This is a genomic window from Amycolatopsis sp. WAC 01376, from assembly GCF_003947415.1.
GTDB lineage: Bacteria > Actinomycetota > Actinomycetes > Mycobacteriales > Pseudonocardiaceae > Amycolatopsis.
Genome location: NZ_QHKL01000027.1, coordinates 1 through 674 on the forward strand (window position 1 = coordinate 1; position 674 = coordinate 674).

Consider the following 674-nt stretch of genomic DNA (forward strand, 5'->3'; position numbering starts at 1 on the left):
CGTGCTGCCGCGCGGGCTGACCAGGGCTGCGCTCCCGGAGGGCAGCCTGGGGGTCAACTCGTCGCAGGGCGGCCGTTCCAAGGCCACCTGGGTGCTGGCGCCGCGGTCTTCGACGGCGGAACGGGCGCTGGAGCGCCCCGCGCTCCGCGCACTGCCCGAAGTGGACGGACTGGTTGCCGCGCAGGGCCCCGAGCTGACTCCGACCCAGCAGCAACAGCAGCAACAGGCCTAAAGGGAGGTGGCCGTGCTAGCCCGTAACGCGGAATCGCTGTACTGGAGCGGCCGCTACGTCGAACGCGCCGACGACACCGCCCGCATCCTCAACGTCTCCGTGCACCAGCTGCTCGAAGACGCGAGCGTCGACCCGGACCACGCGAGCCGCCAGCTGCTCGCCGTCCTCGGCATCTCGCCGGACGGGATGCATTCGCTCGACGTGTGGAAGCTGACCGAACTGGTCGCCTACGCCAAGGACAATCCGGCGTCGATCGTCGGTTCGAGCAACTCCGCCCGCGGGAACACGCGCGGCGCGCGCGAGGTGGTCTCGACCGAGCTGTGGGAATGCCTGAACGCGACCTGGAACGCGGTGCCGGACAGGCAACGGTACGCGCGCCGGGCCGGAACGCACGCCTTTCTGTCCTTTGTGGAGGAACGCGCGGCGATGTTCGCCGGGCTGG

The 674-nt window shown here is 70.5% G+C and carries 1 protein-coding gene and 1 pseudogene; both read left to right on the top strand.

Features of this window, described 5'->3' with window-relative positions; all coding sequences use genetic code 11:
* Positions 1–232: pseudogene (locus DMH03_RS41965) on the top strand (circularly permuted type 2 ATP-grasp protein); the annotation flags it as partial.
* A gap of 12 nt (positions 233–244) precedes the next feature.
* The coding region (locus tag DMH03_RS41970) for an alpha-E domain-containing protein (RefSeq protein ID WP_148106390.1) at positions 245–674 on the top strand (430 nt) is incomplete at its 3' end.